Below are 23,240 nucleotides of genomic sequence, written 5' to 3'. Positions count from 1 at the left end.
TTGATGACGCTACAAGAAGAACAACTTCGAATCATTGAGTTAGTCAGACAATTAAACCAATACGCCCACGAGTATTACGTTCAAGACCGACCAACTGTCGAAGATTTTGTCTACGATAAACTGTACCAAGAATTAGTGGATTTAGAAGCCAAGCATCCTCGTTTAATTCAGGAAGATTCGCCAACTCAGCGAGTGGGTGGGATTGTGTCAGCTGGGTTTGAAAAAGTCACGCATGAAATCCCGCTTTATAGTTTAAACGATGCCTTTAGTGAAGCGGATCTCGTCGCTTTTGATCGCCGGGTCACGAGAGTACTAGGCTACGCGCCTCGTTACACGTGTGAGCTGAAAATTGATGGCTTGTCGATTTCGCTACGCTATGAAAACGGCAAGTTCGTTCGGGGTGCCACACGTGGCGATGGCACAATTGGTGAGAATATTACCGAAAATATCAAAACGGTCCGTTCGATTCCCTTGGAACTCACGCAACCTTACTCGATGGAAGTGCGCGGCGAGTGTTATATGCCAAAAGCGTCTTTCGTCCAACTAAACCAAGGTCGCGAAGAAGCCGGACTGGAAGTCTTTGCGAATCCGCGGAATGCGGCGGCTGGAAGTTTACGCCAACTTGATTCCAAAGTGACAGCTCAACGTCAGTTAAGTAGTTTTATTTATACGGTTGCCGACGCAGGGATGTTGCACGTCACCAATCAAGAAGAAGCCTTGAAAGAACTTGGTACGCTCGGATTTAAAATCAATCCAGAATCGCGTGTTTGCGAAACAATTGAAGAAGTTTGGGCTTATATCAATGAATATCAACTCACTCGGAGTGAATTGCCCTATGATATTGATGGCGTCGTGATTAAAGTCAATGAATTTAACGCACAAGACAACTTAGGATTTACCGTCCGTGCTCCGCGTTGGGCGATTGCGTATAAGTTTCCTCCAGAAGAAGTCGAGACGACAATTGAAGCGATTGAGTGGACAATTGGGCGCACTGGAGTGGTTACCCCAACCGCTGTGATGACACCGGTGAAAGTCGCTGGAACAACCGTTAGTCGCGCTAGTTTGCATAACCGCGATTACATCGAAGCCAAAGACATTCGTCTGAACGATCAAGTCGTCATTTATAAAGCCGGTGATATTATTCCAGAAGTCGCGTACGTCATCACTGACAAACGTCCCGCGGATAGTCAAGTCTATGACATTCCGACTCGTTGCCCCGTTTGTCAAAGTGAGCTCGTGCATTTAGCGGAAGAAGTTGCGCTACGTTGCGTGAATCCGAAGTGTCCTGCGCAAATGAAAGAAGGGTTAAACCATTTTGTTTCACGCAATGCAATGAATATCGACGGATTGGGTCCGAGAATCTTAGAACAGTTATTTGAAAAAAATCTAGTGCACGACGTCGCCGATCTATACACCTTAACGGAAAGTGATTTCTTACAATTAGACAAAGTAAAAGAGAAATCAGCGAATAACTTTTTAGAGGCCATCCAAAAGAGCAAAGAAAACTCAGCCGAACGCTTGTTATTTGGACTAGGTATTCGCCATGTCGGCGCCAAAGCTGCGAAAATTTTACTGGAACATTTTGGTGATATCGTTACGTTAAGCCAAGCATCAAAAGAAGATATTGCCAATCTTTATTCCATTGGTCAAGTCATTGCGGATAGTGTCGTGAATTACTTTGATCATGATGAAGTTCGAGAATTAATTGCAGAATTTCAAGCAGCCGGCGTTAATTTACGTTACCTTGGGAAAACAGCGAATGATCTCGCAACGATCGATTCCGTCTTTAAAGACAAACGTATCGTCCTGACCGGGAAATTAAGTCATTTCACACGTGAAGAAGCCAAAGCGAAGATCGAAAACTTGGGTGGCACGATTGTCGGAAGTGTCTCGAAAAAAACGGATTTCGTCATTGCAGGCGAAGAAGCCGGCAGCAAACTAACAAAAGCCACTACCTTAGGAATTACGGTTTGGACAGAAGGCGAAATGGTCGCGGCTTTAGAAACGGAGGGGCAAGGATGAGGATAAATCTCCAGAAGTGTCTGTTCGCGATGGGTGTTTGCTTGTTGGCAGGTTGCGGTAATATTGAAAAAGAAATCAAACCTGTTCGCGAGGAACAACTCGCGAATCAAACGATGACCACTGGGCGAATTGATTATTCCGTCTACCAAAGTGTCTTGCAAGATGGAACGTATCAAACGAGTCCCATCCGTGGCTTAACAGCGAGCGGCTTACAAAATGGCTACAATCAAAAAAACTTTGAGCGAGGCTTATTACGATTATCCCATCAAGCTTTTTCAGCGGAAGATTATTATTTTAAAGAAGGACAGGCACTTGATGAAGCAACGGTAAAAGCTTGGTTAGGTCGAGAGTCCGAAGACAATCCGTTAGGGTTAAACGCCGCTGATTCGAATACGCCGTTAGTCTTCCAACAACTTTTAGCGTATGACTTCATAAAAGCCGATGGCAACACACTTGGTGGCGTGAGTTTAGGATTTGCGTTTAATCGTTCGTTTACGCAAGACGGCACGACAATCGACATTTCGCGTGAAGCAATGATGAAACAAGTCCATCGCTCCGTCAGTGCTGTGCTAACCAGAATGCGTAAAATCGCAGGGTATGAAAACATTCCGATTCAAGTCAATATCTTTGAACAAGCACCTGCTAGCCAATTGACGGGCGGACAATTTATTTATACGGCAATCAGTGAAGCCGGCGGACAATCAATCGATGAGTACGAAGAAGTCACAGAAAGTGTGCTCTTGCTTCCAGTATTCGATAGCGTGCAAAATCTTGCGACGGATAAAGGCATTAATCAAAGCTTCTTAACGTTTAAAAAAGCGGTGCAAAAGGCGTTTCCAGATTTAGTCGGTGTGACAGGTTTTGTTTATTTTGTAGAGGAAGAAGTCGTCGATCTCACGATTAAAATTGATTCGAAATATTTTGGTCAATCAGAAATAGCGAGTTTTACGCAATTTATTGGGAAACAAGTCGAAGTCATGTTTGCAGAAATTCCAGGTAATGTGAGTGTCGAAGTCAGTGCCGTTCATGTACCGCAAGCAGTGATTACGCGCCCAGCAGGCAGTGAACAAGTGACTTCCCACATCTTTGAATAGTATCTTTGAATCCGTTAAGCGGTGAAAGACGCCCAATTAGGAGTCAAACAATACTGGTGTGATTGATCAAAGCACTCACCAGTATTGTTTTTCCCGCGTATAGACATGTGATATCGATGGATGAAAAGGCGTTTTTAAAAGGCGAGGTTCTCGACGAAAAAGACGTAATCTTGAAAAGTTCTGTAAAGTAAATGAAAAAATACGGATAATCATTTCAAGATGAAGGATAAAATGATACAATATAGCGAAAAGAAAATGCAAATGTGCATGGAATGATAAGAGGGGGATAATATTGGCAATTAGTGCAGAAGAAGTAAAACATGTCGCTAACCTATCAAAATTGTCTTTTAACGAAGACGAGTTACAAGATTTTACGGTCCAATTAGGAAAAATCATTGATATGGTAGAAACGTTAGCTGAAGTAGATACAACAGATGTGGCATTCACCTCAAACGTGACGGATTTAATCAACGTCATGCGTGAAGATGTAGTCGCACCAGGCTGGGATCGAGATGAATTAATGAAAAACGTCCCTGAATCAGAAGATGGTTTCATTAAAGTACCGGCAATTATGGATGATGGGGAGGCCGGAGCCTAATGACAAAATTGTATGATAAAAGTTTAGTGGAGTTGCATGATTTACTTGTCTCAAAAGAAATCACAGCAACTGATTTAACGCGGGCAACATTTGACCGCATTAAAGAAACAGAACCAACTGTCGATGCGTTTATTACGTTAAATGAAGCAAAAGCGCTCGATTTAGCAAAAGCACTTGACCTAAAAGGCATTTCTGAAAGCAATGTTTTAGCAGGTATCCCAATTGGGATTAAAGATAATATTGTCACCAAAGATTTATTGACAACCGCTGCTTCAAAAATGTTGTATAATTTTACACCAATCTATGATGCAACGGTTATGGACAAAGTCTATCAAGCAGACATGATTCCTGTTGGGAAACTAAACATGGATGAATTTGCGATGGGTGGAAGTTCTGAAACATCTTATTTCAAATTAACGAAAAATGCATGGGATCAAACGAAAGTACCAGGTGGTTCTTCAGGTGGTTCGGCCGCAGCTGTTGCCGCAGGTCAAATTCCGCTTTCACTTGGAACGGATACGGGTGGTTCGATTCGTCAACCGGCAGCCTTTAATGGTATCGTCGGCATGAAACCGACATACGGCCGTGTGTCACGTTATGGATTAATTGCCTTTTCATCTTCTTTAGATCAAATTGGACCGTTAACACGTAGCGTACAAGATAACGCATTTGCGTTAAATGCAATCAGTGGTTATGACGAAAAAGACGGAACTTCTGCGGGACGTTCCGTACCAGATTTCACGGCGAAATTAACCGGCGAAATGAAAGGCATGCGCATTGCGTTACCTAAAGAGTACTTAGGCGAAGGGATTCAACCTGAAATTAAAGAAGCGATCTTAAAAGCAGCGGAAACATTCCGTCAACTAGGGGCAACGGTTGAAGAAGTTAGCTTGCCACATTCAAAATATGGCGTAGCCGTTTACTATATTATTGCTTCATCTGAAGCAAGTACGAATTTACAACGATTTGATGGCATTCGTTTTGGCTATCGTTCAGAAGATGTGCAAACACTCGAAGATGTTTATATCAAATCACGAAGCGAAGGCTTTGGAACAGAAGTAAAACGTCGCATCATGCTTGGTAGCTTCTCATTAAGTTCAGGATTTTACGATGCGTACTTTAAAAAAGCCGGTCAAGTTCGGACGTTGATTAAACAAGATTTCGATCAAGTCTTCCAAGATTTTGATTTAATTATTGGTCCGTCAGCACCTAACGTCGCTTACGGAATTGGCGAAAACATTAATGATCCACTCGCGATGTACTTAAGTGATTTATTAACGATTCCAGTCAACTTAGCAGGCTTACCAGGAATGTCGATTCCTGCTGGTTTTTCAGAAGGCTTACCGATTGGCTTACAAATTATCGGAAAACATTTTGATGAACAAACGATGTATCAAGCGGCTTATGCCTTTGAGCAAGCGACTGATTTTCATACGAAAAAACCAGTGATTTTAGGAGGAGGTAAATAATGAACTTCGAAACAGTCATTGGGCTAGAAGTCCACGTGGAATTAAAAACAAATTCGAAAATTTTCTCACCAGCTCCGGCACATTTCGGCGCAGAACCAAATAGCAACACCCACGTAATCGATTGGGGTCACCCAGGAGTGTTACCGGTTGTGAATAAACAAGCGGTCGAATATGGGATGAAAGCAGCGTTAGCTTTAAATTGTGAGATCACCAAAGACATGTACTTTGATCGTAAAAACTACTTTTACCCAGATAATCCAAAAGCATACCAAATTTCACAAGATGAAAAACCAATTGGTAAAAATGGTTGGGTTGAAATCGAAGTCAACGGGAAAAAGAAAATCATCCGGATTGAACGCGTCCACTTAGAAGAAGATGCTGGGAAAAACTTACACGGCAAAGATGGCTATTCGCATGTTGACCTGAACCGTCAAGGCACGCCATTAATTGAAATCGTCTCAGAAGCCGATATGCGTTCACCAGAAGAAGCGTATGCTTTCTTAGAAACTTTACGCGCGATTATCCAATTTACCGGTGTTTCGGATGTCAAAATGGAAGAAGGATCGATGCGCTGTGATGCGAACATTTCCTTACGTCCTTATGGCCAAGAAGAATTTGGGACAAAAGCCGAGATTAAAAACTTAAACTCTTTAAACTTTGTGCGTCGCGGTTTAATTTTTGAAGAAAAACGCCAAGCGAAGATTTTATTATCAGGTGGCCAAATTCAACAAGAAACGCGCCGTTTTGAAGAAGCAACCAATAGCACGAGCTTAATGCGTGTCAAAGAAGGCTCTGCCGATTATCGTTTCTTCCCAGAACCAGATATTCCGCGTTTTGATATTAGTGACGAATGGATCGAAACGGTCCGTCAAAGCTTACCAGAAATGCCACAAGCCCGTCGCACTCGTTACATTGAAGAATTAGGACTGCCTGAATATGACGCAATGGTCTTAACGTTAACACGTGAGATGTCTGATTTCTTCGAAGCAACTATCAAAGCGGGCAGTGACGTCAAACAAGCGTCGAACTGGTTAATGGGTGAAGTTTCTGCTTATTTAAACAGTGAAAAATTAGAATTACATGAAACAAAATTGACACCTGAAAATTTATCAGGCATGATTAGTTTAATTGAAGATGGCACCATCAGTTCAAAAATCGCGAAAAAAGTCTTCCGTGAGTTAATTATGAACGGTGGCGATGCGAAGACTGTTGTGAAAGAAAAAGGACTCATTCAACTTTCTGATCCAAGTCAATTACTACCAATCATTAATGACATTTTAAATCAAAATCAACAATCGATTGATGATTTCAAAAATGGAAAAGACCGTGCTGTTGGGTTCTTAGTTGGTCAAATTATGAAAGCGACGAAAGGGCAAGCAAACCCAGGAGTGGTCAATAAATTATTACAAGAAGAATTAGCAAAACGCTAAGAGGTGTAACATGAAAAAAGCGCGTGTCATTTATAATCCGGTAGCAGGCAAAGAATTGATGAAGAAAAATTTGGCGGATATTCTTGATGTGTTAGAACAAGCAGGTTTTGAAGCCAGTGCCTTTGCCACCACCCCAGAAGAAAATTCGGCGAAAAACGAAGCACGACGCGTCGCAGAAGCCGGCTATGACTTAGTCGTCGCAGCCGGTGGCGATGGGACGATTAACGAGGTGGTCAACGGCATCGCTCCTTTAGAGAAACGACCGAAAATGGCGATTATCCCGGGAGGCACGACCAATGACTACGCTCGCGCCTTAAAAATCCCCCGTGATAATGTCCGCGAGGCAGCCAAAGTCGTTTTGAAAAATCAAACCATTAAAATGGACATCGGAAAAGCAGCCGATTCTTACTTTATTAATATCGCTGCGGGTGGCCATTTAACGGAACTGACCTATGAAGTACCGACTGAACTAAAAAGTATTTTTGGTTATCTTGCGTATTTAGCAAAAGGTGCGGAACTGTTGCCGCGGATTAAACCGATTCCGATGCATCTGAAATATGATGACGGGGTCTATGACGGAAATGCGTCCATGTTTTTCTTAGGATTAACCAATTCAGTCGGCGGCTTTGAGCAAATTGTTCCCGACGCCAAGTTAGACGATGGTAAGTTTTCCTTAATTATTGTCAAAACCGCCAATGTTTTTGAAATCTTGCATTTGGTTGGATTGCTCATTAATGGCGGCAAACATGTCAACGATCGACGAATTATTTATACGAAGACATCCAAATTAGAAGTGAACTTACCGGATCCAAACAAACGACTCATGATCAATTTAGATGGTGAGTATGGTGGCGATGCTCCGATGACGTTCGAAAATTTCCATAATCATATTGAGTTTTATGGCGATCTTGATGCCATTCCGAATCAAGCGGTTATCGGTAACGCTTATGAAGAAGTCAGTAAAGAGTTTCTTGAAGAAGTGGAACGACTCCAAGAATCTGAATTTGAGTCACCTATAGAAGAATAACAAGAAAGGAAATATGAAAGAGATACTTTTGTTTTCTCTCGTATTTCCTTTCTTGTTGCCATTTAACGAAAAGTTTTCTAAAATAGAAGTAGTAACGCGCGAAAAGCGAATAAGGAGAAAAAAATGAATCCCATTAATTTAAAGAAAAACCAAGAACTAGAGGTCGAAATTATCGACTTGTCCCACGAAGGATTAGGCGTGGCTAAAGTTGAGAACTATCCGTTGTTCATTGAAAATGCCTTGCCAGGTGAACGAGTAAAAATCAAAGTCATCAAAGTCGGTAACCGTTTTGGCTACGCTCGTGTTATTGAAATGCTTGAAACGAGCCCTGATCGTCAAGCCGTTGCGAATGAAGATTTACTTCGCACGGGTATCGCTCCACTTAGTCACTTAGCGTATGATAAACAATTAGCCTTTAAACAAGAACAAGTCGAAAAAGTCATGGCAAAAATTGCCAAAATGCCAAATGTCGAAGTTCGTCCAACTGTTGGCATGGAAAATCCAATTGCCTACCGCAACAAAGCCCAAATTCCTGTTCGCAAACTTCAAGGAACATTGGTTACCGGTTTTTATCGTAAAAATAGCCATGAAATTCTACCGATTGAAGACTTTTATATTCAAGACCCAGCCATCGACGAAGCAATTATTAAAGTCCGTGGCATTTTAGAACGTTTTAATATCACCGCCTACAATGAAGAATTCAATGAAGGTTTCTTGCGCCACATTATCATTCGTCGCGGTCATTATACGCATCAAATGATGGTGGTCCTTGTGACTCGTCGCGCTAAATTCTTTAAAGGACAAGAAATTGCCGCAATCATTAAAGAAGAAATCCCAGAAGTCGTTTCTGTGATGCAAAACATTAATGAAGAAAAAACCAATGTCATTTTAGGTGAAAAAGAAAAAGTCTTATTTGGACAAGACTACATTGAAGATCAATTATTAGGCAATACGTACCGCATTTCTTCAAAATCTTTCTACCAAGTTAACACTGTTCAAGCCGAAGAACTATACAAAAAAGCCTTTGAATTAGCCGAATTAAAACCAACGGATGTTGTAATCGATGCCTATGCAGGAATCGGTACGATTGGCTTAAGCATTGCAAAAGACGTCCGTCACGTTTACGGGATGGAAGTTGTCGAAGAAGCCGTAGCCGATGCGAACAAAAATGCCGAAATCAACGGCATCGAAAATGCTACTTATTTAGTAGGAAAAGCCGAAAAAACAATGAAACAATGGGAAAAAGCCGAAATCGCCGCTGATGTTGTCTTCGTCGATCCGCCACGTAAAGGCTTGGAAGCATCCTTCATTGAAGCAACATGCGAGATGAAACCTAAGAAAGTCATCTACATCTCATGTAACCCAGCAACAATGGCCCGTGACCTCGTGTTATTCAACGAAAAAGGCTACAAAGCGAAAGTTGTCCAACCCGTTGACCTATTCCCACAAACGCACCATGTGGAAGCAGTATGTCTGTTAACAAGAAAATAAATGTAGTTGCCCTTGGAAATGGCGTATTTACGGTGTTTTCAGGGGTTTCTTTATTTTTGATGGCGGGTAAAGTTATAGATTTTGGGTGTGCTTTAAGGGAATATGGTTTAGATTCTGAATTGAGCTCACCCATGGTAATGCAGTTTTGCTTTAAGGGTTCAACCGTTTAGCAAAACTATGAGATGTTTTGGTACCGCAAAGGTTGGTCAAAGGAGCTGAATTTAATCAGCTGGCATGACAGGGAACCTAAATATGACATCAGAGATTGGGACCTGAACATGAGAAGATGGGCAAAGGTGTAACCTTAAGCGTAGAAGAACTTAAAAAGCTTAGGGAGATACTGAATGAAATGGAACTTTAGAGTTGGAGGAATGGGAAAAAACTCTTTTAGGGATGTCGTAAAAGCTCTATTTTATTATGAAATATACAAGGACCTATCATTTTATATAGAAGAGAACCCTTACAAGCTAGACTGTAGATGCTCTGAGTCTAATGATTAAGCATAGCAGATGAGATTGATGAACTGCGAAATAAGCGACAGCTCCTTTTAGTAGAAGATGCCTCCCTCAGTGGCGAGAACGAGCGAATCAATGAGCTGATTGAATTTATCCGCAAGAACAAATTCCGTACCTTAGAGTACGATGATAAGCTTGTAAGGAAGATAATCCAGAGCGTTACAGTCTATGAAGAACACTTCGTCATATCCTTTAAATCTGGCATCGAATTGGAAGTATGAGACTCATTCCATAATTTTTATATTGAACATATCATCTTGTTGTGTTATTCTATAAATTGGTATAAACAAAGATGTAGGAGGAACCGAAACTATGACAGCCTCAATGCGTTTAAGATAAGCTGGCAATAAAAAAAGCAGAATCTATCCCCGATGATAGGCTTTTTTGTTGTGCTTATTTATACGATATTGAGCATTCATTAGTTACGGTGAGGATATTGGTTATTTAACTATACCTTTATTTAACTATGTCTTTAATATGAATGTTTCCAAATTGTATGTATGCAGACCAAAAGCCACATTGTGGGGTTTGGCCTGCATTTTTTATTGCCTAGAATGCTATTCAAAATAGAAATTCAAGCAAAATAATATGCAGGAGATAATATAAATGGAAAAATACAACAATTGGAAACGAAAATTTTATGCAATATGGGCAGGGCAAGCAGTATCATTAATCACTAGTGCCATCCTGCAAATGGCGATTATTTTTTACCTTACAGAAAAAACAGGATCTGCGATGGTCTTGTCTATGGCTTCATTAGTAGGTTTTTTACCCTATGCGATTTTGGGGCCTGCCATTGGTGTGCTAGTGGATCGTCATGATAGGAAGAAGATAATGATTGGTGCCGATTTAATTATCGCAGCAGCTGGTGCAGTGCTTGCTATTGTTGCATTCTATATGGAGCTACCTGTCTGGATGGTTATGATAGTATTGTTTATCCGTAGCATTGGAACAGCTTTTCATACCCCAGCGCTCAATGCGGTTACACCACTTTTAGTACCAGAAGAACAGCTAACGAAATGCGCAGGCTATAGTCAGTCTTTGCAGTCTATAAGCTATATTGTTAGTCCGGCAGTTGCAGCACTCTTATACTCCGTTTGGGATTTAAATGCTATTATTGCCATCGACGTATTGGGTGCTGTGATTGCATCTATTACGGTAGCAATTGTACGTATACCTAAGCTGGGTAATCAAGTGCAAAGTTTGGAACCAAATTTCATAAGAGAAATGAAAGAAGGAATTGTCGTTCTGAGACAAAACAAAGGATTGTTTGCCTTATTACTCTTAGGAACACTATATACTTTTGTTTATATGCCAATTAATGCACTATTTCCTTTAATAAGCATGGAATACTTTAATGGAACACCTGTGCATATTTCTATTACGGAAATTTCCTTTGCATTTGGAATGCTAGCAGGAGGCTTATTGTTAGGAAGATTAGGGAGCTTCGAAAAGCGTGTATTACTAATAACTAGTTCATTTTTTATAATGGGGGCCAGTTTAGCCGTTTCGGGAATACTTCCTCCAAATGGATTTGTAATATTTGTAGTTTGCTGTGCAATAATGGGGCTTTCGGTGCCATTTTATAGCGGTGTGCAAACAGCTCTTTTTCAGGAGAAAATTAAGCCTGAATATTTAGGACGTGTATTTTCTTTGACCGGAAGTATCATGTCACTTGCTATGCCAATTGGGTTAATTCTTTCTGGATTCTTTGCTGATAAAATCGGTGTAAATCATTGGTTTTTACTATCAGGTATTTTAATTATTGGCATTGCTATAGTTTGCCCAATGATAACTGAGGTTAGAAAATTAGATTTAAAATAAACAATATTGGAGGGATATTTATGTATCTTATTTTCATGTAATTCTTCCTGCTAAAATCGCAGGGTTTTCCCTGCGTACAAGCAAATGAAAGCATGCGATTATAGACAGGAGGAAATGTTATGGAATTAATATTAAAAGCAAAAGACATTCGTGTGGAATTCAAAGGACGCGATGTTTTAGATATAAATGAATTAGAAGTATATGATTATGACCGTATTGGTTTAGTAGGAGCAAATGGTGCAGGAAAAAGCACTTTACTCAAGGTACTTTTAGGAGAATTAATTCCCCCAGGATGTAAAATGAATCGTCTGGGTGAACTTGCCTATATTCCCCAGTTGGACGAAGTAACTCTGCAGGAGGAAAAAGATTTTGCACTTGTAGGCAAGCTAGGTGTTGAGCAATTAAATATACAGACCATGAGCGGTGGTGAAGAAACAAGGCTTAAAATAGCACAGGCCTTATCGGCACAGGTTCATGGTATTTTAGCGGATGAACCTACGAGCCATTTAGACCGTGAAGGAATTGATTTTCTAATAGGACAGCTAAAATATTTTACAGGTGCACTGTTAGTTATTAGCCATGACCGCTATTTTCTTGATGAAATAGTAGATAAAATATGGGAACTGAAAGATGGCAAAATCACTGAGTATTGGGGAAACTATTCTGATTATCTTCGTCAGAAAGAGGAAGAACGTAAGAGCCAAGCTGCAGAATACGAACAATTTATTGCGGAACGTGCCCGATTGGAAAGGGCTGCGGAGGAAAAGCGAAAACAGGCTCGTAAAATAGAACAGAAGGCAAAAGGTGCTTCAAAGAAAAAAAGTACTGAAGGCGGAGGGCGTTTAGCTCATCAAAAATCAATAGGAAGTAAGGAAAAAAAGATGCATAATGCCGCTAAATCCCTAGAGCACAGGATTGCGGCCTTAGGAAAAGTAGAAGCTCCGGAAGACATTCGCAGAATTCGTTTCAGGCAAAGTAAAGCATTGGAGCTCCATAATCCATACCCTATAGTCGGTGCGGAAATTAATAAAATATTTGGGGATAAGGCACTGTTTGAAAATGCATCTTTTCAAATTCCGCTAGGAGCAAAAGTAGCGATAACTGGAGGTAATGGAACAGGAAAAACAACCTTAATCCAAATGATCTTAAATCATGAAGATGGAATTACTATTTCACCTAAGGCCAAAATAGGATACTTTGCACAAAATGGTTACAAGTACAACAGTAATCAAAAAGTCTTGGAATTTATGCAGGAGGATTGTGATTACAATGTTTCAGAAATTCGTTCTGTGTTAGCATCAATGGGAATTAAACAAAACGACATAGGAAAAAGCTTGGCTGTTTTAAGCGGTGGTGAAATTATGAAATTATTGTTAGCTAAAATGCTTATGGGTAGATATAACATCCTACTAATGGATGAACCCAGCAACTTCCTTGACATACCAAGCTTAGAGGCTTTGGAAATATTAATGAAGGAGTATTCTGGAACTATAGTGTTTATCACCCATGACAAACGGCTACTCGATAATGTGGCTGATGTGGTTTATGAAATTAGTGATAAGAAAATAAATCTGAAACATTAAATTTAAGGTAGTCGCTGGTCAATATAGTCTATTCTGGCTGGCGACTCCATTGTTAAAGAGTATAAAGACTTTTTCTAATAATGTCGTAACGTTATTTGTTGAGAAAGAGATTGGAGGGTTATTATTGTTTATACGAGTTGTTCCGTACGACCCCTTTTGGGAAGTAGAGTATGAAAATGAATCACAGAAGATAAGTAACATATTGAAGGATATATTGGTGGAGATTTACCATATTGGCAGTACAGCAGTTAAGGGGTTACATGCTAAACCAATCATAGATATAATGCCCGTAGTGACAAATATTAGTTTGGTTGATAAGCATAACGAAGAATTTGTAGCCAGTGGGTATGAGTGTATGGGTGAGTTTGGTATTAAAGGGCGGAGATATTTCCGTAAAGGTGGCGATAACAGGACACACCAAATTCATATATTTGAGCAAAACAGTCACAAAAATATTACTAGGCACATAGCAGTAAGGAACTTTCTGCGTACACATCCTGACATCGCTTTAGAGTATGGTAAATTAAAGATGAAACTGGCTAATCGGTTCCCGGAGGATATTGAAGGCTACTGCGCTGGTAAGGATGCATTTGTAAAGCAACTAGAAAAGGATGCTTTGCTGTGGTATCAAAATAATAAATCATATAAAACACAATAAAATATATAAAAATATGAGAGTGAGTTATATCCTATGTTAGGATCAGATAAGAAAAAATTATACCCAAATAAAAATATCAAAACGGTTTTTTCTATAAGTAACCTATCGAAAAACCCAATGTAGAGATTGGTGAATACACTTACTATAGTGATGATGAAAAAGTCTCCTGAGGAATTTTACAATAATATAGAGCACCACTATGAATTTCTTGGAGATAAGCTAATCATCGGTAAATTTTGCGCTATTGCAGAGGGTGTTAGGTTTATCATGAATGGAGCAACTCATAGGATGTATGAAATTACAACCTATCCCCTTTAATATCTCTACCGGTGGATGGGAAAAAGTAACCCCTGCAATAGAACAACTTCCTTTTCAGGGTGACACAGTGATTGGCAATGATGTGTGGATAGGTCAAAATGTAATCATAATGCCGGGTGTTAAAAATGGAGAAGGTGCAATTATTACTGCTAACTCAACAGTAGTCCTTGTTAGAATCTTTTTTCTTTAACAGCAATAGAGAATTTCGATATCTTCCCACATACGCAAGCCCGCAGTGGATATGTTCCCTCAAAGAGAATTCAGTAAAAAAGGAAAATGGAAATTGTCCTTTGACAGCTATCCACTCATCTCAAAACATGTTGAGACGGTAGTCTTGATGTCAAGGAAGAAGTAGGGAAGGGTTATAAAAGGCTTGATATATAAGGCATCAATGTTCTTACTGTTATTTGTGGGATAAAATCATAAAATGCTTATAAGTGAAAACAGAATATAAAAAAATTAAAAGGAGGATAATTAAATGGCTTCAGTTACACAGAGGATTAAGCAAATTAAGCAACCTAGAGGTGGGTACATCAATCCTAATATGTTTACAATTGTTAAGATGGATTCCCTTAATAATTTGAATGATACAGAAAATATACATGCTAGTCTAATTGGTCTTGCTGTTGATTATTTAACAAGATTTATGAATGGAACAAAAGTTGAAGATTCTTTCAGAATATCTTTAATGGGTGCAAATATCATAAATCAACTATCAAACGCAAATAATCTTTTAAACACGATTAAAGGTTTAGATGATAATTCAATTATTAGTGCATGTAAATTAGTTGGTTATGATGTTTGTTATAGAGCAGGCGTTATGGGTTATAGACCAGTAGAAGAAATACTTCCAGATAAGTCAACAATTGAGAATATTAAAATTATGGTGGAAAGAAGTTTAAGTTTTATAGAACTATTTGGTCCAATAATTTTGGATGGTTTTACATTTGAAGATGGATACACAAACACGATTAATACTGGAGATGGTGATTTCTTAACAACCGAGACATTGTGGGATTTTAAAGTTTCAAAAAGTAAACCGACTAAAGATCATACCTTGCAACTTTTAATTTACAGTATTATGGGCAAAAAATCGATTCATAAAGAATTTGAAAATATTAAAAAACTAGGAATTTATAATCCAAGACTTAATATAGTATATACTTTAGATATGAAACTGATTAATAAGGATTTAATTGAGACTATATCTTCTGAAGTTATTGGCTATTAGTGTTGATATGTTCCCGCATACGAAAACCCTCAGTGGATATCTTCCCTCATAGAGAATTCAGTAAAAAAGGAAAATGGAAATTCCCCTTTGACAGCTATCCCCTCATCTCAAAACATGTGGAAGCAGTATGTCTGTTAACAAGAAAATAATCATTGTTCGTCCTGACGAGTTGTTAGACTCGACAAGGATAAACATCATTTTTAGAACCGGTAGCCGATTTTTGGCTAGCGGTTTTTTGGGCTCTTTGGCAAATAGTGGTGATTGAATCTCGCGCTATCCTATGGAAAACCGCCTTGTGTGAGGGGCTGCGAGACCGCTTCGATCCTAGAATTGCTGAAGCACGAATCTAGCGTCACTCACATTTCATCTTTTGACGTAGCTGAGACAAGGTGTTTTTCTTCGATCCGCTAGTGGTTAATCTCTTTTTGGTGCAAATATGGTTTAGAATTTCTTTGCATGGCTTAAGGGAGTGGAGAATCGGATATTAGTAGGATTTACATCCACAGATAAAAATAGGCTTGATTTTAACAGCGAAACTAAAATACCCTACTTAAATGAAGTGATAGATTAGATGTTGGGTTGTTAGGAGATGCTTAAAAATCCTATGCAATCAATAGTTTTTAGTGTTTGTTGACTTGATCCCTAAATCGCCTGAGTACTAAACGTTGAGTGTGTCTGCTTACTGTCACTAGCCAGTAAGTGAGACTGTAGTTAATCTCATTTTCCCCAGTATTATGTTGAAAATAGCCATGAAGCGATTATTTCTAAAGAGTTATTTTTGCAGGCTCAAGAAGAAATTTATCGGAGAAGCAATATCTACACAGGAGAAGGCAAGAACAAAAGAATTTATAGTAGCAAGTACGCTTTAAGTGCCATCACCTTCTGTGGATATTGTGGCGATATTTATAGGAGAACCTATTGGAATATTCATGGCAGAAAAGAATTTGTCTGGCGATGCGTGACTAGAATCGAGCAGGGTCCTGAAGTTTGTAAGAACCGAACCGTAAAAGAAGATGAACTCTATGGTGCGGTAATGACCGCAATTAATAAGCTACTTGCTGGTGGCAACAATATGATAAAGACACTGGAAGAAAATATTCATGCTGTGATTGGAGAAACCACAGAATACCAAATTTCAGAGATTAATACCTTACTAGATGAAAAACAAAAAGAACTTATCAAGCTGGCTAATAAGGGTCAAGATTATGAACATCTAGCAGATGAGATTGATGAGCTGAGAGACAAGCGACAGACCCTTTTAGTAGAAGATGCCTCCCTCAGTGGCGAGAACGAGCGCATCAATGAGTTGATTGAATTTATCCGCAAGAACAAATTCCGCACCTTAGAATATGATGATAAGCTTGTAAGGAAGATAATCCAGAACGTTAAGGTCTATGAAGACCACTTCGTCATAGCCTTCAAACCAGGTATCGAAATGGAAATATGAAAACCAGAAGTAAATAGCCCATGACTCTGAAGTAGAGTTGTGGGTTTTCTTTTAATTGCTGATTATAAAAATATTTTAATGACTATTGCATTTATCAACCAAATGGTTTATGTTATTCTTAGCATAAACTTGGAGGTGCTGTATGACTACGGCAGAAATGATTAAAGAACTGTGTGAGCAAATGAATATAAGTGTTTCCGAACTTGCTAGACGTATTGGCCAGACTCCACAGAATTTCAATAAAAAATTACAACGAGAAACAGTAACCTTGGATGAGTTGAAGGCCATTGCTGATGTGATAGGTGTCAAGTTTGTGCAGGCATTTATTTTACCAGATGGAGATGAAATAAAAATATCTAACGAATAAAGGAGGCACTCTAATATGATGATTAGTCCGGAAAGTTACTATGAAGAGTATCTCAAAGGAAAAACAAAAGAAGAAATAATGACCGCCATCCGAGGACTTAAGCAAGAAATAGGTCAGCTCAAAAATTCTATGGAAAAACCGTATGATGGAATGAAAACTGTTATGCATCCAAGTGAAGATACCCGCCTTCATTGGAGCCGTAAATATTTGGATAAAGCCAAGCAAACCTATGTTGAGGCTGGCGGAACTTATACTTTATCAAAGTCTGAAGAAAAGGCAGCCGATTTTGATGCGAACATAAATGCTATCTGCAAGATCACCTTTAACATTGGTGGTTACTTTGGCGGTTATAGCACCTAAATTGTGAAGTTATCCGAAGAAATGAAAGCATATACAAAGTTATGGGAAGATGAAGAACCACTTGTATTGTTGGATGATAATAAAGAGCCCTTTATAAAGGATACTTTCATTGGGGCACTTAAGGAACTTCATATCGGTGAGTGGCGAAGACATTATACAACTAAACGCTTCGGATACATGGTAATTGATGGAACACAGTGGGAGTTGGAATTTGAATATAGTAATGGCCATAAGCCAGTAAGATTTGATGGCGATAACTCTTACCCTTATAACTTTGATAAGTTCCAGAGACTATTTGGCATTGATGTTACTGAGGAGGATTAGGATGAGTAAATTCGATATTTTGACAAAATACATACCTATGATTCAGACAGACAGTTTTGGAGAATGGGTTATTGATAAAGAAAACGATGGAACACCAGAACATCCAATACAGATGCCTTGTGTGCGGTATTCCGAAATGGTGAGCAACTTTATTGACGATGTTTATACCTTTGAAGAAAGCAATAAAGATATGGAGCTTACCCGCTATGGGGATATTCTCAAAGAAAATGGTCTTGAATGGGGAACCGACTCTATGAAAGATGCTGACGTTTCAAGCTTAAATGCACAGTGTGTGCTTGCGCTTCTTATGGGTGCAGTAAGAGCTGAGCGTTTCTGTGATGGTGCATTACTAGATTTCTTTAAAAGTGGCTACATATTGAAGTGGCTTGAAAGATTACAAAACATAGAGTAAGGAGGCATCTGAATATGAATGAGTTACAATCTCTTTCTCAGATATTCCAAAATAAATTATTTAGAATTCCGGATTATCAGAGAGGTTACGCTTGGCAGGATTCACAGCTGCGTGATTTTTGGGAAGATTTGATTAACCTTCAATCTGATAGAAATCATTACACTGGCTTGTTATCGATGAAGGTTCTGAGCAAGGATGAAGCAAAAAAACTTGATACAGATGATAAGTGGCTTTTGGATAGTGGTTTCAGACCATATCATATTGTCGACGGACAGCAGCGTCTTACAACATTTGTTATCCTGCTGAATGAAATAGTGGAGTTTATTGCTTCTCTTCCTGAGAACGAAAGCAAACCGGATGAAAATATATATCTTGGATATGAGAATCTGAAAGATATAAAGGCAAAGTATATCTGCAGAAAAAGACCGCCAGAGGGATTTATTATTACATATCTCTTCGGATATGAGAATGACAATCCTAGCGCTGAATATCTCAAGCATAAAATATTCGGCGAGAAGTTTGGTGGAACGTTAAAAGAAACCTATTATACAAAGAACCTGCTTTATGCAAAGCGATTCTTCAATAAAGAAATTACCGCTTTTTATGAAAAAGGTGGTATGGACGGTATTGCTGAACTGTATAGAAAACTTACACTTCGATTCATGTTCAACATTCATGAAATTGAAGACGACTACGATGTCTTTGTTGCCTTCGAAACAATGAATAATAGAGGTAAGCGTTTAACAAATCTGGAGTTACTAAAGAACAGATTGATTTACCTTACTACATTGTATGACCGTTCTATTTTGGACGAAATTAATGAAGCAGCACTGCGTGAGAAAATAAATAAAGCCTGGAAAGAGGTTTATTATCAGCTTGGTAGAAATGAAAATACTCCGCTGTCTGATGATGAGTTTTTGAGAGCGCATTGGATTATGTACTTCTCATATTCTCGTAAAAAAGGCGATGATTACATTAAGTTCCTGCTGCGCAAATTCTCCCATAAATCCATTTTTATGAATTTTGCTGAGAACGAAACGCCTGTGGAGGATGACACAATCCCTGTTGTAGTTGATGATGAGGATACAGATGATCCATCTGACGTTCAGGAAAATGAAGCAGTAGAAATGGCGCCAGGTTTCCTTGCACCAAAGGAAATCGCAGACTACGTAAATAGCCTTAATGAAACGGCAGAATACTGGTATTACACGTATTATCCAGAAGAGTGCAATACAATCTCAAAAGAAGAAAAAGTATGGATTGGTAGACTTAACCGTATAGGTATTGGCTATTTTAGACCGCTAGTAGCAGTGTCATTGATTCCTAGTGTCGGCGCTACAGCGGAAGAACGAATCAATTTTTATAAAGCTGTGGAAAGATTTATTTTTATTGATTTTCGTATGGCTATGTACCAGTCCAGTTATCAGAGCAGTGAATTTTACCGTAATGCGCGTAAGGTTTATAACAACGAAATGAAACTAACAGAAGTGGCAGCACTTCTGAATGAAAATGCAGATGCCGATGCGCCAAGTGCTATTCAGGTGTTTGTAACAAAAATGAATAAGCGCTTTATTTCAAACGATGGCTTCTATAGCTGGAGAGATTTGAAATACTTCTTATATGAATATGAGTATTCACTCGTATCTCAATATAAAATCGAAAAACTGCAATGGGCTGACTTAACGAAGGTTGTAAAGGACCAGGTTACAGTGGAACACATCCTTCCTCAGACGCCAACAAAGGCTTATTGGAAAAATCAGTTCAGACAGTTTACTGCAGAAGAAATAAAAACACTTTCTGCGACACTTGGTAATATGCTGCCTCTTTCCCAGAGCATCAATTCCAGATTACAAAATGATAGCTTTGAAGAAAAGAAAAATCGTGGGTATTATAACGGTTCTCATTCCGAAATTGAGGTCAGCAAAGAGTCTGATTGGGATGCAAACAAAATATATGAGCGTTCTTCATTTTATGGAAGAACGCTGGAATTTCAAGTTTGCAAGCCAGGAACAGATGGAAGAGCTACTGCATATTTCTTTTGTGAATGATGGCAGAGATATTCCGCCAGAGCTGATCGAAGAAGAATCAAGTGCTGAAGAAATTGTAGTTCCATCTGATATTTCGGATGATGATTTGAAGCTGCAGTTCTGGACAAAGGCGCTTCCTGTTATTGTTGATGCATTCGGTGGTAACAGTACATATTCGAATGTATCTCCATCAACGAGAAGTACATTAGATGGCTTCGTTGGCATTGGTGGCATCAATCTGTATTGTACAATGAGATTAAGAAAGCATACCTTAAGTGCAAATATATGGATTGATGTTAAGAATAGAGAAAAGAACAAGAAAATCTTTGATGTTATGTTTGCAAGAAAAGATAACATCGAAAAAATAGTTCCTTACGCCATTGGGTGGAATCGTGGTGTCAAACGTTCTTCTACAGTAAATGTAGAGATAGAGAATGTTGACTTTAACGATACAGGTAGATGGCCGGAGCTGATTGATTTCTTGGCAACAACATGTGTCGCATTAAAATCGGAATTGATAACTGCGTGTGCAGATGAACTGCATGCAGTCATTGATGGGGATTAAGCGGAATAGTTAGTTCGCGAAAATTACAAGGTATGTAATGAAATCTAATACATATCTAGGAAGGAGAATGATTATGGCAGATATTATAAAAATGCCTAATTCAGAAATGGCACCGTCAGATGAAATAAAAGAAACAGCATTAATTGAAATTGCAGATGGTTTATTATTTGACGCTCGTGCAAATATAGCAGAACAAAAATCACTGAGTGTTCCTATTGCGGAGTTGGCTACGCTTGGTGCCGGTGTATCATCATTAATGCCAGCGCTTAGGACAGTAACACAGACAACAACTATTAATACAACGGGTCTTTATCAATTGGCTAATGCCGCAGTTGGAGATACGTTGAAGGTTGCTAGTAACGGTAATTTCTGGGGTGCATTCAAAACAGCAGATGGTGCATCGAAGTTTGCACAGCTCCAGTCGGCTGGCCCATTGACCGCAACAACTCAGTCTGTAGCAGCGATAAATCCGGCTACAATGATGATGGCGGTTGCGTTGTTCTCTGTTGAACAGAAGCTTGGTGAAATTGAGAAAATGCAGAAGCAGATAATTTCATTCTTGGAAATTGAAAAAGAATCTGAGATAGAAGCTGACGTTGAAACGCTATCTAACATTATCGCTAAGTATAAGCTAAATTGGGATAATGAGCATTTTGTGGCTAGTAATCATAAACTGGTATTGGATATTCAAAGAACTGCGCGTAAAAATATGAATGGGTACCAGAAAAAAGTTGATGAAGTGCTTAATTCGAAAAAGCCTGTTGTTGTACAAAATCAGGTGAATTCTACACTTAGGGACTTACAGAAAAAATTCAAATACTACAGACTTTCCTTATACACATTCTCAATGGCATCCATGATGGAGATTATGTTGAGTGGTAATTTTAAGGAAGAATATATCACTGGTATTAAAGAAGAAATAGAAAAGCTTTCGTCAGTGTATAGAGATTTATTTGGCCAGTGCTCGCTTTATCTTGAAAAGATAAGCGGAGTATCGGTAGAAGCAAATGTGCTGAAGGGAATCGGAACTGCAAGCAAGGCTGTAGGAAAGTTCATTGGTAGCATTCCACTTGTTAAGAAAGGCCAGGTTGATGAATTCTTACAGGATAGTGGTAAGCATATCAAATCAAATGCAAAAGAAATAGAGATGAGTGCAATTACTGCTTTTGCGGAAATCAGCAATCCTGAAACACGTGTATTTATAGACAGAATGGAAGATATGATACAGATTTATAATCACACAGAAAGAATCTGCTTTGATGATAAGAAGATTTATCTAATTGCAGGCTAGATACACATTAACGATTTTAAAAGCTAACGTTGAAATGTGCTCGATATGTTTTCGTAAACGGACAGGTGGTACAGACGTACTTCCTGTCGTATCGAGCCATACGGAGTGCGTGGTGTTGCTGACAAGGAGTATTTAGATTTTTAGCATAATAATATGAAACAGAAGCAATAAAATGCCAAAGCAGTACATTATCATGGAGGACCAATGAAAAAAGAACTATTTAATGAATTTAAAATAATTTGTGTACATTTAAACAATGTTGGAATTGTGCCAACTTTAATGGGGTCCTTGGGTTTAGAGTTTATTTCAAAAACTTCTTGGGGGCCATCAGATATAGACATTCATGTTCCAGGTGATCCAAGAGGATGGGAGGCTCCTGACCAGCTTAGAATTTATAATTGGGGTACAATATCCAAAGTCATGGAAGACCTAGGCTATGAATTAATAGACCTTCATGAACATGAATTTCAAAAAAATGGCCTTAGTGTAGAGTATGGCAGCATTGATTCCCTATACGACTTTTCTGGAATAAGAGTATCAGACCTAGACCTTATTCAAGTAGAGGGTATAACATTTCGTCTCCCCAACCTAAGGCAGTTTTTAAAAATCTATCAAGTATCTTCAAAGGATTCTTATAGAAATGACAATAATAACAACAAAGATTTTAAGAAAATTGAATTTTTGAAAAAGCATATGTAGTTAAGAGTTAATGTTAGACAAGTATTTTTCCTAACCTTAAGTGGAACTTTTACTTTTAAGTTAACATATATAGCAAGTCATAAGGGATTTAAATAGAAATAAAAAGATAGTAGTGGTAGATAAAAATCATCTTTGGGTAGCAATGGAAAGAAGTCCAATAAAAGATGTTGAAATTAAGGTTCCTTTGAAAGCAGCTTTAACAAATAAAATCAATGATCGAGATGTTTATTTGAATGGAATCGACGCAAGTTACCATTATGAAGGGTATTATGTTTATAAGACCGAAGAGCTATAGGATGAGACTTAAGAATTAAAACTAGTCAATCCACCCTCTCACTCATTAAATTCGGAATATTTTGAACTGTATGAGTGACAGGGATGCTTTATAATATAATTAGTAGTACCAGATACAGAACACAATTCGAAATTGTTTGCATACCTGGTACTGTCTTTAAAACAGAATCGACTATATTGTGCACAGATTGTCG

Annotated in this window: 19 protein-coding genes and 4 pseudogenes; all 23 read left to right on the top strand. The window is 38.7% G+C overall.

The genetic code is table 11. The annotated features are described in order from the left end of the window. Window positions 1-3: 3 nt before the first annotated feature. The 23 genes and pseudogenes from ligA (at window position 4) to IGI68_RS11110 (ending at window position 22,752) form a co-directional block, all read left to right on the top strand. Window positions 4-2,022, top strand: a complete 2,019-nt coding sequence (gene ligA, locus IGI68_RS11220; RefSeq protein WP_438732903.1) for an NAD-dependent DNA ligase LigA — start codon at window positions 4-6, stop codon at window positions 2,020-2,022. Continuing rightward, the gene (locus IGI68_RS11215) at window positions 2,019-3,116 is read left to right on the top strand and encodes a CamS family sex pheromone protein (protein ID WP_438732901.1); all 1,098 of its coding nucleotides are present in this window, start codon (window positions 2,019-2,021) and stop codon (window positions 3,114-3,116) included. The genes ligA and IGI68_RS11215 overlap by 4 nt, the downstream gene beginning before the upstream one ends. 292 nt (window positions 3,117-3,408) lie before the next feature. Further along, window positions 3,409-3,714: an Asp-tRNA(Asn)/Glu-tRNA(Gln) amidotransferase subunit GatC gene (gatC, locus tag IGI68_RS11210; RefSeq protein WP_071875669.1), complete on the top strand. Its 306-nt coding sequence runs from the start codon at window positions 3,409-3,411 to the stop codon at window positions 3,712-3,714. Further along, window positions 3,714-5,183, top strand: a complete 1,470-nt coding sequence (gatA, locus tag IGI68_RS11205) for an Asp-tRNA(Asn)/Glu-tRNA(Gln) amidotransferase subunit GatA (RefSeq protein ID WP_071875668.1) — start codon at window positions 3,714-3,716, stop codon at window positions 5,181-5,183. The genes gatC and gatA overlap by 1 nt, the downstream gene beginning before the upstream one ends. After that, on the top strand, window positions 5,183-6,613 hold the full coding sequence (gatB, locus tag IGI68_RS11200) for an Asp-tRNA(Asn)/Glu-tRNA(Gln) amidotransferase subunit GatB (protein ID WP_273230592.1): 1,431 nt from the start codon (window positions 5,183-5,185) through the stop codon (window positions 6,611-6,613). The genes gatA and gatB overlap by 1 nt, the downstream gene beginning before the upstream one ends. Window positions 6,614-6,623: 10 nt before the next feature. Next, window positions 6,624-7,640 carry a diacylglycerol kinase gene (locus tag IGI68_RS11195; RefSeq protein ID WP_071875666.1) on the top strand — a complete coding sequence of 339 codons (1,017 nt, stop codon included), beginning with the start codon at window positions 6,624-6,626 and terminating at the stop codon, window positions 7,638-7,640. 123 nt (window positions 7,641-7,763) lie between these two features. Further along, complete coding sequence (gene rlmD / locus IGI68_RS11190) at window positions 7,764-9,131, top strand: 23S rRNA (uracil(1939)-C(5))-methyltransferase RlmD (RefSeq protein WP_379952675.1); 1,368 nt, start codon at window positions 7,764-7,766, stop codon at window positions 9,129-9,131. Window positions 9,132-9,313: 182 nt separating this feature from the next. Then, window positions 9,314-9,492 (top strand): annotated as a pseudogene (locus IGI68_RS11185) (YdbC family protein). A gap of 288 nt (window positions 9,493-9,780) precedes the next feature. After that, window positions 9,781-9,867, top strand: a pseudogene (locus IGI68_RS11180) (site-specific recombinase); the annotation flags it as partial. Window positions 9,868-10,252: 385 nt separating this feature from the next. After that, entirely contained in the window at window positions 10,253-11,470 is a 1,218-nt protein-coding gene (gene mef(A) / locus IGI68_RS11175) for a macrolide efflux MFS transporter Mef(A) (RefSeq protein ID WP_060470352.1), read from the top strand. Between the two features lie 119 nt (window positions 11,471-11,589). Then, window positions 11,590-13,053, top strand: coding sequence for an ABC-F type ribosomal protection protein Msr(D) (msr(D), locus tag IGI68_RS11170; protein ID WP_193809671.1), 1,464 nt, complete (start codon window positions 11,590-11,592; stop codon window positions 13,051-13,053). Between the two features lie 124 nt (window positions 13,054-13,177). Continuing rightward, window positions 13,178-13,711, top strand: a complete 534-nt coding sequence (locus IGI68_RS11165; protein WP_438732896.1) for a GrpB family protein — start codon at window positions 13,178-13,180, stop codon at window positions 13,709-13,711. A gap of 33 nt (window positions 13,712-13,744) precedes the next feature. Next, window positions 13,745-14,192: pseudogene (locus tag IGI68_RS11160) on the top strand (CatB-related O-acetyltransferase); the annotation flags it as partial. A gap of 315 nt (window positions 14,193-14,507) precedes the next feature. Further along, on the top strand, window positions 14,508-15,260 hold the full coding sequence (locus IGI68_RS11155) for a hypothetical protein (RefSeq protein ID WP_289230398.1): 753 nt from the start codon (window positions 14,508-14,510) through the stop codon (window positions 15,258-15,260). Window positions 15,261-15,978: 718 nt separating this feature from the next. Further along, a pseudogene (locus tag IGI68_RS11150) lies at window positions 15,979-16,707 on the top strand (recombinase zinc beta ribbon domain-containing protein); the annotation flags it as partial. A 142-nt stretch (window positions 16,708-16,849) separates the two neighbouring features. After that, on the top strand, window positions 16,850-17,074 hold the full coding sequence (locus tag IGI68_RS11145; protein WP_274505812.1) for a helix-turn-helix domain-containing protein: 225 nt from the start codon (window positions 16,850-16,852) through the stop codon (window positions 17,072-17,074). Between the two features lie 15 nt (window positions 17,075-17,089). Continuing rightward, complete coding sequence (locus IGI68_RS11140; RefSeq protein WP_438732894.1) at window positions 17,090-17,434, top strand: hypothetical protein; 345 nt, start codon at window positions 17,090-17,092, stop codon at window positions 17,432-17,434. Between the two features lie 21 nt (window positions 17,435-17,455). Further along, window positions 17,456-17,758: a hypothetical protein gene (locus tag IGI68_RS11135; protein WP_438732892.1), complete on the top strand. Its 303-nt coding sequence runs from the start codon at window positions 17,456-17,458 to the stop codon at window positions 17,756-17,758. A gap of 1 nt (window position 17,759) precedes the next feature. Next, window positions 17,760-18,170, top strand: coding sequence for a DUF6508 domain-containing protein (locus IGI68_RS11130; protein ID WP_129930618.1), 411 nt, complete (start codon window positions 17,760-17,762; stop codon window positions 18,168-18,170). Between the two features lie 14 nt (window positions 18,171-18,184). Beyond that, window positions 18,185-20,218: a DUF262 domain-containing protein gene (locus IGI68_RS11125; protein WP_438732889.1), complete on the top strand. Its 2,034-nt coding sequence runs from the start codon at window positions 18,185-18,187 to the stop codon at window positions 20,216-20,218. Beyond that, window positions 20,142-20,762, top strand: a complete 621-nt coding sequence (locus tag IGI68_RS11120; protein WP_438732887.1) for a DUF4268 domain-containing protein — start codon at window positions 20,142-20,144, stop codon at window positions 20,760-20,762. The genes IGI68_RS11125 and IGI68_RS11120 overlap by 77 nt, the downstream gene beginning before the upstream one ends. 73 nt (window positions 20,763-20,835) lie before the next feature. Next, window positions 20,836-22,053 carry a DNA helicase UvrB gene (locus tag IGI68_RS11115; RefSeq protein ID WP_438732885.1) on the top strand — a complete coding sequence of 406 codons (1,218 nt, stop codon included), beginning with the start codon at window positions 20,836-20,838 and terminating at the stop codon, window positions 22,051-22,053. A 204-nt stretch (window positions 22,054-22,257) separates the two neighbouring features. Continuing rightward, entirely contained in the window at window positions 22,258-22,752 is a 495-nt protein-coding gene (locus tag IGI68_RS11110) for a phosphoribosylanthranilate isomerase (protein WP_438732883.1), read from the top strand. Window positions 22,753-23,240 lie beyond the last annotated feature (488 nt).

Source organism: Enterococcus sp. DIV1314a, from assembly GCF_051713805.1.
Lineage (GTDB): Bacteria > Bacillota > Bacilli > Lactobacillales > Enterococcaceae > Enterococcus_I > Enterococcus_I aquimarinus.
Note: the sequence above shows the minus strand (reverse complement) of the source record. Positions and strands in the feature narration are given on the sequence as shown.

What these genes read in the sequence shown, in the direction of transcription:
- IGI68_RS11115 (WP_438732885.1), top strand. Translation starts at nt 20,836, where the DNA reads ATGGCAGATATTATAAAAATGCCTAATTCAGAAATGGCACCGTCAGAT.
- IGI68_RS11215 (WP_438732901.1), top strand. Translation starts at nt 2,019, where the DNA reads ATGAGGATAAATCTCCAGAAGTGTCTGTTCGCGATGGGTGTTTGCTTG.
- IGI68_RS11130 (WP_129930618.1), top strand. Translation starts at nt 17,760, where the DNA reads ATGAGTAAATTCGATATTTTGACAAAATACATACCTATGATTCAGACA.
- IGI68_RS11145 (WP_274505812.1), top strand. Translation starts at nt 16,850, where the DNA reads ATGACTACGGCAGAAATGATTAAAGAACTGTGTGAGCAAATGAATATA.
- IGI68_RS11125 (WP_438732889.1), top strand. Translation starts at nt 18,185, where the DNA reads ATGAATGAGTTACAATCTCTTTCTCAGATATTCCAAAATAAATTATTT.
- IGI68_RS11110 (WP_438732883.1), top strand. Translation starts at nt 22,258, where the DNA reads ATGAAAAAAGAACTATTTAATGAATTTAAAATAATTTGTGTACATTTA.
- gatB (WP_273230592.1), top strand. Translation starts at nt 5,183, where the DNA reads ATGAACTTCGAAACAGTCATTGGGCTAGAAGTCCACGTGGAATTAAAA.
- IGI68_RS11120 (WP_438732887.1), top strand. Translation starts at nt 20,142, where the DNA reads ATGGAAGAACGCTGGAATTTCAAGTTTGCAAGCCAGGAACAGATGGAA.
- gatA (WP_071875668.1), top strand. Translation starts at nt 3,714, where the DNA reads ATGACAAAATTGTATGATAAAAGTTTAGTGGAGTTGCATGATTTACTT.
- IGI68_RS11195 (WP_071875666.1), top strand. Translation starts at nt 6,624, where the DNA reads ATGAAAAAAGCGCGTGTCATTTATAATCCGGTAGCAGGCAAAGAATTG.
- rlmD (WP_379952675.1), top strand. Translation starts at nt 7,764, where the DNA reads ATGAATCCCATTAATTTAAAGAAAAACCAAGAACTAGAGGTCGAAATT.
- IGI68_RS11140 (WP_438732894.1), top strand. Translation starts at nt 17,090, where the DNA reads ATGATGATTAGTCCGGAAAGTTACTATGAAGAGTATCTCAAAGGAAAA.
- IGI68_RS11135 (WP_438732892.1), top strand. Translation starts at nt 17,456, where the DNA reads ATGAAAGCATATACAAAGTTATGGGAAGATGAAGAACCACTTGTATTG.
- ligA (WP_438732903.1), top strand. Translation starts at nt 4, where the DNA reads ATGACGCTACAAGAAGAACAACTTCGAATCATTGAGTTAGTCAGACAA.
- IGI68_RS11155 (WP_289230398.1), top strand. Translation starts at nt 14,508, where the DNA reads ATGGCTTCAGTTACACAGAGGATTAAGCAAATTAAGCAACCTAGAGGT.